Annotated in this window: 9 protein-coding genes and 1 pseudogene; 6 read left to right on the top strand and 4 right to left on the bottom strand. The window is 47.6% G+C overall.

Features of this window, described 5'->3' with window-relative positions; genetic code table 11:
- The 6 genes from AC14M5_RS15305 to AC14M5_RS15280 all read left to right on the top strand — a co-directional run.
- Positions 1–629 (top strand): ATP synthase beta subunit C-terminal domain-containing protein (locus tag AC14M5_RS15305; protein ID WP_484030554.1); only part of this gene is annotated, 629 nt, incomplete at its 5' end.
- Positions 626–2053: a V-type ATP synthase subunit B gene (locus AC14M5_RS15300; RefSeq protein WP_484030553.1), complete on the top strand. Its 1428-nt coding sequence runs from the start codon at positions 626–628 to the stop codon at positions 2051–2053. The genes AC14M5_RS15305 and AC14M5_RS15300, both read left to right, overlap by 4 nt.
- Entirely contained in the window at positions 2040–2684 is a 645-nt protein-coding gene (locus AC14M5_RS15295; protein WP_484030552.1) for a V-type ATP synthase subunit D, read from the top strand. Before AC14M5_RS15300 ends, AC14M5_RS15295 begins: the two co-directional genes overlap by 14 nt.
- Before the next feature lie 121 nt (positions 2685–2805).
- Positions 2806–3459 carry an NADPH-dependent F420 reductase gene (locus tag AC14M5_RS15290; protein WP_484030551.1) on the top strand — a complete coding sequence of 218 codons (654 nt, stop codon included), beginning with the start codon at positions 2806–2808 and terminating at the stop codon, positions 3457–3459.
- 72 nt (positions 3460–3531) lie between these two features.
- Positions 3532–5163: a UDP-N-acetylmuramoyl-L-alanyl-D-glutamate--2,6-diaminopimelate ligase gene (locus AC14M5_RS15285; protein WP_484030550.1), complete on the top strand. Its 1632-nt coding sequence runs from the start codon at positions 3532–3534 to the stop codon at positions 5161–5163.
- Between the two features lie 180 nt (positions 5164–5343).
- Positions 5344–5940 carry a GNAT family N-acetyltransferase gene (locus tag AC14M5_RS15280; RefSeq protein WP_484030549.1) on the top strand — a complete coding sequence of 199 codons (597 nt, stop codon included), beginning with the start codon at positions 5344–5346 and terminating at the stop codon, positions 5938–5940.
- A gap of 176 nt (positions 5941–6116) precedes the next feature.
- Here AC14M5_RS15280 and AC14M5_RS15275 read toward each other — a convergent pair whose 3' ends face one another.
- The 4 genes and pseudogenes from AC14M5_RS15275 to AC14M5_RS15260 all read right to left on the bottom strand — a co-directional run.
- The gene (locus AC14M5_RS15275) at positions 6117–6491 is read right to left on the bottom strand and encodes a nuclear transport factor 2 family protein (protein WP_484030548.1); all 375 of its coding nucleotides are present in this window, start codon (positions 6489–6491) and stop codon (positions 6117–6119) included.
- A gap of 249 nt (positions 6492–6740) precedes the next feature.
- Positions 6741–8729, bottom strand: a complete 1989-nt coding sequence (locus AC14M5_RS15270; RefSeq protein WP_484030547.1) for a hypothetical protein — start codon at positions 8727–8729, stop codon at positions 6741–6743.
- 38 nt (positions 8730–8767) lie between these two features.
- A complete protein-coding gene (locus AC14M5_RS15265) occupies positions 8768–9601 on the bottom strand; it encodes a TIGR02391 family protein (RefSeq protein WP_484030546.1) in 834 nt (277 codons plus the stop codon).
- A 159-nt stretch (positions 9602–9760) separates the two neighbouring features.
- Positions 9761–10024, bottom strand: a pseudogene (locus AC14M5_RS15260) (VOC family protein); the annotation flags it as partial.
- Positions 10025–10049: the final 25 nt, after the last annotated feature.

Here is a 10049-nt window from a genome sequence, read left to right as displayed (position 1 = left end):
ATGGTTCGGTTTCGATCGTGGGAGCGGTATCTCCTCCCGGCGGCGATTTTTCAGAACCTGTAACCCAGCACACGAAGCGCTTCATCCGCTGCTTCTGGGCCTTGGATAAATCGCTTGCATCCGCCCGCCATTTCCCTGCGATCAACTGGCTGGATAGTTATAGCGAATATCTTGAAGATGTGGGTGCATGGTGGCGCGAAAAGACCGGCAAAGACTGGCTCACCATGCGCAACCGTGCGATGGAATTGTTAAGCGAAGAAAGCCGCCTCTCTCAAATCGTGAAGTTGGTGGGCCCGGATGCGCTTCCATATACTGAGCGCATGGTGCTCGAAACCACGCGCCTCATCCGCGAGGGTCTCTTGCAGCAGAATGCAACCGAGACCGTAGATGCGTTCTCATCGGTGGAAAAGCAGATTCGTATGCTTGAACTCGTGTTGTACTTCCACGAGCGCGGCATGGCAATTGTCAAGCGCGGTGCGCCGATCAATCTGATCCACGACTTGCCCGTGGTGGATACCATCATTCGTGCCAAATCCACTGTCACAAACGAAGAATTGCATAAATTCGACGACATTCAAAAACAAATTGACCAGCAAATGGGTCAATTGGATGCGGAGTACAGATCATGAGCGAAGTAACAATGCTAGGCGGTCAGCAAGTTGTTGGCGTTAGCCGCATCGAAGGTCCGATCCTGGTTGTCGAAGGTGGGGCGAACGTCAGTTATGACGAGGTTGTTGAAATCCAGGATTCCCGCGGTCAACTTCGTCGTGGGCGTGTGTTGGAAGTAGGTGAGGGCTTCGCAGTGATTCAGGCGTTTGCCGGGTCCACAGGCCTCTCGATTGATGGAACTAGCGTCCGCTTTTTGGGTACCACCCTGCACATTCCTGTCGCCGAAGAAATGCTCGGGCGCATTTTCGACGGCTTGGGCAGCCCCATCGATGGCGGCCCCGAACCGCTCACCGACCATTATGCCGATGTCAATGGACAGCCCATCAACCCAACCGCGCGTATTTATCCGCGCGATTACATTCAAACTGGTATCTCCACTATCGATGGCGTGAATACGCTCCTGCGCGGGCAAAAACTTCCGTTGTTCTCCGGCGCTGGTATGCCGCATGACCAGCTCGCGGCACAAATCGTGCGCCAGGCAACCTTGGGTAAAGTGGCAGGAGCGCCACAAACCGAGGGCGAAGAATTTGCCATCGTGTTTGCCGCCATGGGCGTGAAGAACGATGTGGCAGAATATTTCCGCCGCTCGTTCACCGAAAGCGGAGCTTTGACCCGCGTGGCAATGTTCCTCAACCTTGCGGATGATCCCCCAGTTGAGCGTATCGTCACGCCGCGCGCGGCATTGACCCTTGCAGAGTTTCTCGCCTACGAACGCGACATGCACGTACTAGTCGTCCTCACAGATATGACCAATTACGGCGAAGCCTTACGTCAGATCTCGAACGTGCGCGGCGAAGTTCCAAGCCGTAAAGGTTATCCTGGGTACTTGTATAGCGACCTTGCTTCGATGTATGAACGCACAGGCCGCATCCGCACAAGCAAAGGCTCGATTACCCAAATCCCAATCCTCACGATGCCCAACGATGACATTACTCATCCGATGCCCGACCTGACCGGTTACATCACCGAAGGTCAGATCGTGTTGGGACGCGAACTTAACTTCGCTGGCATCTATCCTCCCGTCGCGGTGCTGCCGAGTCTCTCGCGCTTGATGAAGGATGGTATCGGCAAGAATCGCACTCGCGATGATCATCCGCGTTGGGGCGCGCAGTTGTATGCGGCTTATGCCAAGACTCAGGATGTGCGTGCGCTTGCATCCGTTATCGGTGAGGAAGAGCTCAGCGACGTGGACCAGAAATATCTTAAGTTCGGGCGCGCGTTCGAACGTGAATTCGTCAACCAAAGCTTCACTGAAAATCGCACTATTGAGCGAACTCTCGAAATTGGCTGGAAGCTTCTTTCCATGCTTCCGAAGCAGGAACTCACCCGCGTAACGCTCGATGAGATTGCGCAATATTACAAAGGCGACGATGCCGCAAATTAGCATTGCTCCCACCCGCACGAACCTGATTCGCCTCAAGAAGGATTTGCGTTTTGCGAAAGAGGGATATGAGATCCTTGACCGTAAACGCGAAGCCCTGACCGGCGAACTGGTTCGTGTTGCAAAGGAAGCCGACACCCTGCAAAAAGAGGTTTGGGCTTTACTTGAGAACGCCTACAATGCGATGGAAAAAGCGCGCCTTGTAATGGGCTCCGACCACGTGGAATGGGCCTCGCTCGCGGTGGATAAAACCGTGGATGTGCACCTGCGTTTGCGAGGGGTGATGGGTGTGGCGCTTCCACAGATCGAATCGCGCGGCGAGCCCCCAAGACTTCCCTACAGCCCCGGTGACACATCTGCCGCGCTCGATGAAGCCAGCGATGCGTTTCGGGAAGTGCTATTGCGCATTCCCCAGCTTTCGATGCTCACTGCCGCGGTGTGGCGCCTTGCCAATGAGTTGCGCAAGACCCAGCGCCGCGTAAACGCGCTTCAACATATCTTCATTCCTCAGTATAAGCATCAGATCGAGTTCATCGTCAGCTCATTGGAGGAACGCGAACGCGAAGAGACCTTCCGCTTGAAATGGCTAAAGACAAAGATGACAAAACAGGCCGCAGAAGCTCAAATAAAATAATTGATTGTTGTTATAATACTGCAATTACTGTGTACGTATCAAATTTTAGAATATTCGACTAATGCTCAATGAAGCGAAGCTCCGGTAGACCAAAAAACCAAGCACTATAAAGGAGACAGCTATGAAAATTGCCGTATTAGGTTCGGGGATGGTGGGGAAGACCATCGGTTCCAAGCTGGTGCAATTAGGACATGAAGTCAGAATGGGATCGCGGGATGCTGATAACCCGAAAGCAGTCATGTGGACCAAGGAAGAGGCTAACCAGCGCGCCACATATGGGACTTTTGAAAACGCCGCTGCATTTGGTGAGATCATATTCAATTGCACTTTAGGCTCTGCATCATTGGACGCTTTGTATTTGGCGGGGACTGCAAACTTAAAAGGAAAGATTCTGATCGATACATCCAATCCGCTTGATTATTCAGATGAAAAACATTGGAAGTTGACAATTAGCAACACCGATTCCCTGGGTGAACAGATCCAACGTGCGTTTCCAGGAACCTTCGTGGTGAAGTCACTTAATACCATGTATTGTAATGTGATGGTTGACCCTGATAAGCTGGTGGAAAGAACAGACGTCTTTGTTAGCGGCAATAGCGCAGATGCCAAAGCCACGGTGACCAAGATCCTGCACGATTGGTTTAATTGGAAACATATTATTGACCTAGGCGATATTACGACATCGCGCGCCGTTGAGATGTATGCGCTTTTATGGAGAAGCCTGAGGGTGGCCACGAAGTCGCATCGCTTTAATATCAAAGTAGTCACTGCATAGCATCAAGAACTGATTTGGACACTGGAGGATTTTGACGATACAATCATCAAAATCCTCTTTTTGTTATCACATATGCCAAACCATAGATCAATTTCACTCCAACACCTTTTTGAAGAACTACCTTTTTATTTCGTTTCCAATATCCCTGATGTGCAAATTTCGGGCATTGCCATTGATAGCCGCGAGGTAAAACCCGGTTACCTGTTTGTGGCAATGAAGGGCGGAAGCGTGGATAGGCATGACTTCATCCAAATGGCCATCGATAACGGTGCATCTGCCATTGTGGGGGATAGGGAAGTGGACAAGCTCCCCCTTCCATATATTCGACTCGAAAACCCGCGTCGGGCGCTGACTTGGTTGGCTGCTGCGTTTTACAACTGGCCTGCCCGCAAGCTGACAGTGATCGGCGTGACTGGCACGGATGGCAAGACCACAACCAGCAATCTCATTTACAAGATCATGATCGCGGCGGGCATTAAAGCAGGCATGGTATCGACAGTCAATGCAGTGATCGGTGACGAAGTTCTGGATACAGGCTTCCACGTCACCACACCTGATGCGCATGATGTGCAAAGCTATCTGGCGAGAATGGTGGATGCTGACCTGACCCATGTTGTGCTCGAAACCACATCCCACGGCTGGGCGCAATATCGTGTGGACGCCTGTGAGTTTGATATTGGCGTGGTCACCAACATCACGCACGAACATATGGACCAGCACGGAAGTTACGAAAATTACCGTGCTGCCAAAGCCAGGTTATTCTCCAGCCTCGAGCGGACAAAAGAAAAACCATCTGGTAACCCGCGTTTGGGCGTCATCAATCGTGATGACCTCAAGTCATTTGATTTCCTGAATGACTTCATCAAGGTCAATAAGATCAATTACGGTCTGGGGATTGAGGCGGATGTCCATGCTGAAGATATTGAATACAGTTCATTAGGAATTAAATTTACTGCCGTTTCAAAGGATTTTCGCGTAAGCATTTCGAGTAGTCTAGTGGGAGCTTATAACGTTTCAAATTGCCTGGCCGCGTTGACCGCAACAGTTTACGGCTTGGGGATCGATCCACAGGTCGCGGCGCAGGGAATCGCCTCGTTGGCTGGCATCCCTGGGCGGATGGAAAATATTGCGATGGGCCAGAACTTCACCGCCATCGTGGATTTTGCGCACACACCCAATGCGTTGAAAGTGGCTCTGGAAGCGGGGCGTGCTCTCACCTCTAACCCCTCTCTCAAAGGGAGAGGGGAAGGGACGAGGAAACAGGGTAGAGTCATTTCCGTGTTTGGATCAGCAGGCCTACGGGACAAAGAGAAGCGGCGCATGATGGCAGAAACGTCGATTGAATTGGCTGACCTATCTGTGTTGACCGCCGAAGACCCGCGCACTGAGTCGCTGGATGGAATTCTTGAGGAGATGGCAGCAGGCGCCAGGTCCAAAGGCGGACGCGAGGGGGAGACGTTTTGGCGGATTCCAGACCGAGGCGAAGCCATCAAATTTGCGCTCCGTCTTGCACAGGAAGGCGACGTTGTGCTGTCCTGTGGCAAGGGACATGAGCAATCCATGTGTTTCGGACAAACCGAATATCTGTGGGATGACCGTACGGCCATGAAAGCGGCGCTTGCCGAATTCTTAGGGATCGACGGCCCGCAGATGCCCTACCTGCCTTCAGAGGATAAGAGCGAAGAAGAATGGTTAACTGGCTAATACTGATGGTCGAGTGCCTCGCGCGCTTTTCGCGGGGTGTACACTTGCACCGAACGCAAGTGCGGTGTCGAGGCCATCTTGAACAAAGAACAGTTGAAGGGCTAAAGCCCGGTGGTCGAGTAGCCTTGAGCAATGGCGAAAGGCATACCGAGACCACATTGCAAAGGAGCAACTAAAATAATGGAAGTGACCCCCGTTGTATTAACTGGCAGGCATGTAAGGCTCGAACCGCTGACCGAGGCGCACGTCCCAGGCCTGGCTGAAATTGGAATTGGCCAAAGCTTTTGGGACTTCATGGTGTATGGCGAAGTTAAAACGGAAGACGATATGCGAAATTGGGTCTTGGATCTTCTGAACCGCGCCAAAAATGGGACCGACCTGCCTTTCGTTGCGATTCACTTAGCTTCGGGGCGTGTGGCAGGCGCAACTCGTTATTTGAACATCATGCCTAAAGACCGTGGACTTGAGATCGGCGGTACCTGGTATGGGACGGATTTCCAGCGCACGCCCGTTAATACCGAATGTAAATACCTGTTGCTGACCCACGCCTTCGAGGTTTTGAAATGCATCCGTGTGCAGTTGAAGACAGATAAACGCAACGAGCGTTCACAAAAGGCGATAGAACGTCTTGGCGCAAAGAGGGAGGGTATTCTGCGCAACCACATGATATTACCAGACGGCAGATACCGTGATTCAGTTTTTTATAGTATTCTGGATACGGAATGGGTGGATGTGAAAAAGAATTTGGAAGCGATGGTGGTGAAATACGGCGGGTAGATTTTTGTGCTAACTGCGTAGATTGTGTCATGCTGAGCGCCGCTTTTCAGGCGCGAAGCATCTCGTGACTTACTTTCAAGACCCTTCAGTCGCTGAAGACCGCTCCTTCACATCGTCCCGATGTCCTTCGGGAGGGTGAGACAACGGCCTATTTTTTTATCCATTATTCACGCTAATCACTCAAGTATCTTCCAGAAAGAATCCTTGCGGGTGATCTTCCCCTCAGCGAACTCAAGCAGGTCAACCCCGCGCACCTCAATACGTTGACCTGACGTGGTTGTACCGGTAATTGTCCATTCAGAGACTCCGAAATCATCACCGACCCAGTGTTGATCGTCTCCATAATGCACATCTGGAATCCCCTCAAATCGTTTTGCCAGGCCCGCCCGAACCTCGTCCTTCCCGACGTACCTGTCGCCGCGAGGTTTGGCACCCTTTGGCGTGTAGAAGACACAATCCTCTGCGAAATAACCCATGATTGTATCCAGATCATGGCGATTGAACGCTTCCAGGAATTCCTTCAACAATTCATAAGTCACTTGCTCAGACATTGGGAACCTCCATGTGCGCTGCCTGATCGAGAAAAATTGAACCAGATAAGAGTTTGTGTTGACATAGGCTGGGCGGGCGTGGACTTTGCTTGAAAGTAGTTTTTGGAGCGTAGTATAAACCTAATTAAACAAAATGGCGGAGCATTGCCTTCTTTGAAAGAACCGATCATCGTGCAACACAAAAGGCTTTGGAATTTCCAAAGCCTTTTCAACCCTTGATAGCTGCTACTCATTGGTGGCAGTTGCTCGTTAATTCGACGCTTGTGCTTGTTCAATCTGCTCTTGCCAATATGCCAATGAGAGCTGTTTACCTTCCTCGTCTTTGTTGCAAATGGCAAGAAGCCGTGCCGCTGCTAGTTGAATGATTTTCTCTTTTAAGTCCAATATGCTCTTTTCATCCTCAGATTTTTCAGCAGACATCATCAAAGATGTGAGATGAGTGTTTCCAAGTATTCGCGCATATTCTATAGTTGCAAAAACCTTGTTTGATGATCCCGAAATTTCATCCTCCCAAGTAACTCGATGAGTATTTCCTTCAACTCGAAATCTATTTAGATGCTTTTCGGATATCTTGCGTTCATCGTCCCTAAAACGCTTTTCGATGAGTTCCTTTTCACCGAATATTTGATTGCGTAAGGGAATTGTAACTTCGACAATATCGCCGTACCTTTTTGACTGAGATAAAAAGTTGCCTACAACAAACCATCCCAATAGACCTAGTGCTAATGGAAACGTCGCGTTCGTAACATTTACTGCCGCACTCGAGAATTGTGCAAGGGCAAGAATTGAATCAATAGGACTCTTAAGTGCAGTTGAAAGCAAACCTGCTATTGCGATTGCTCCTGTAAGTTGTGTAATTGTACGCCCAGTTCTTTGACGGAGCTCACTGCTGCGTGCGAGCTCACTCTGGATAAATTGGCTTTCCAAAGAACGTTTCTGCATTGCTGCTTGCGAATATGATGATTTTTGAATACTGTCTTGAATCTCACGAATTGCATTTAATATCGCCTCGATTCTGGTTGAGACGCTATAAGCTTCTTCTTCATCATAGATTCCTATCAAATCTCTTACGCTTTTTATCTCATCTTTTAATCCGTCTATTATCCTCTTGGCGGTGTACACCAACTCATCCATATATTCTGTTGACTGTAATAATTCTTCCTGCATTTCGCTATCTATGTTTGGTGAAATTGAATGTAACCAGGCGCTCACTTTTTCTTGAGCCTCTTTTGCACTTAAACCGACTTCTTCAAGCAGCGGAATTCTTGATATAAGATAATAGGCATATCCCTGCAAGTGTTCTTGTTGCGCTTCGCTCACCAATTTCGAAATTTCATTTCCGAATTTTATTCCTCGCCTCTGCAATAACGCTTGGCTCAATAGGGACAATTGCTTTCTTGTTGTGACCATTACGTTGATAAGGAGGCGCAAGAAACGAATGATGCTATTGGTACTGCAAACTAACTTTGTTATATTTTGATTAAAATCCAAGCCGCTTTTTAGGATTATTAATGATGATCTGTGCCTTCCTTTTAAATATTGTTTTGGGTAATTTTCAGTAAATGCGCCAAAATCGCCATCAATATCATCATACGCAACCGGGGCTTGTAAGGAATCAGAGCGGTTTAGTAGGCAGGTCTTAACAAGAATATCGTTATCTCGTCGACTTGAGATCTCAGTCGCTGTAATTGCTTCTAGTTGATTGACTTCAAAACGAAATCCTTGTCTTATCTCTTCGTCACTCGCGCCATCCATGATACCATTCTTAAGTTGATTATTCTTTGCCGCCTCTAAATAGGTTTCAATGCTTAAAACGCCGTTACCAAATAGCACATTGCTCAAATAATTTTGCTGATGTTCTAAAAGAGTTCCCCCAACTATATCGACAGTCTTTTCAAGTAAAGAATGCATATTTTCGTTGACGAAATTCGGAGTCAATGTCTTTTTGATGCCCTGGTGATTTTCTAAGGTAAGCGAATATTCTATGTACCCCCAGCCATAGTAATAAGCCTCCAATACCAGAATAGCCGGGGTGAGCTTTTCATAGCGGGAGTTAAATCGAAGGACAAAACTAAGATAATGGTCTTTAAGTTGGACCCGACCATCCCAACTTGTAAATCGAAGTTTCTTTTGGTTCGTCTTTAAATGGTTTTTTATCTTTTCGGATAGGATACGGAGATTGTTAATTCCCAATGGAAGCCAGACCGAGACTATCAATCTTTCATATTCATTAGCCATGAGTTGATTCTCCCTTGAATTAAGTTTACAAACGCGATTTACGATGAGCTTTCAGACTCGTTTTCTTGTTTATTTTCTCGCTCTTCCGAAGTGTCAACAAACTCTATTAGTAATTCAACTAAAGAAATGATTGCTTGTGCTTTTTGCTCGTCGTCTTCAATAATTTTGTGATGGCGTGGATTCCGAAAAATTGAATATGCTCCTGACATCAAATTATTAAGATGCGCGGTGTAATCTTTTCCATCAGACTTATAAACAAGCTTACTTTTATCTCCTTCGTATGCTGTTTTTATTAATCTATTCCCATATAATTTAGAGTCGCCTAATACCCGCTTAAGCAAATGGTCTTCAAAATGAGTGAATGCATTTTCGATAGCGGCTTGCGGATTCTGAATCCGAATCTCTCTAGTAACTTTTTGGGACAACCTTGCACGTTCTTTGCTTAAGTCGTCGCGAATAAGAGATATTATTGCAGCCGGTAGAAACCAGATAAGATATACGCTGATAAAAATTCTTAATGACACGTCAGTATCTAAGAATTTAAGTACAAGGTAGGCAGCGTAAATTGCAAATAGAATATTAGGGAAGATAATCCAGATTCTTATGTATGGATACTTTCTTATGTGTTTTGCCAGCCAACCCGTTGATTTGTCCCAGACAATCAACCCAAAATCTAAAGCAAGGAAAATGAGCAACATAAGTAATGCACCAACAAATCCAATCGCCGACCAGCCGAATAGTTCAGATGTTGTATCGCTGGTAATTCCCTTGTAAATCCCAGTGCCAAGAGAATAAATAGCGAGTAATCCCGCAATGATTTTGTTGATTGTAGGGAAAGCGTCGGAAAGCTTATCAATTACATTGTTCTTCATTATCTTTATTGGCAACCTTTACTAACCACCTAACAATGATTTAACCAGACGGATTTCTATAAATCCCCTTATAGGATGAGCACCTCTATGCTCATTATACGCCCCTACTCTCAAAATAGGCAACAAAACGATATAGATTTACGTCAACCCCAGCAAATCCTACTTATTTCCATGCAAGACTAAGAATACAGCCACAGTGCCGGATTCTTCATTTCTTGGCTCACCCATAAATTCAACCCTGCGCGATCTCATTTCGTTGTAATCGCGCCAGAAATCATCGGTGTGCAGGAAGAGGAAGACCCGCCCGCCTGTTTGATTCCCAATAGCTTTCTCCTGCTCAGGTGTGGCGGTTTTGGCAAGCAGTAAAGCTATTATTCCCTGATTTTCTGCAATAAATCGTGATTCCCTCCCGAAGGACATCGGGACGATGTGAGCGATAGCGACATCG

Source organism: Candidatus Villigracilis sp. (assembly GCF_057083605.1).
The sequence above is the reverse complement of the archived record's forward strand: the minus strand, read 5'-3'. Positions and strand labels throughout refer to the sequence as shown.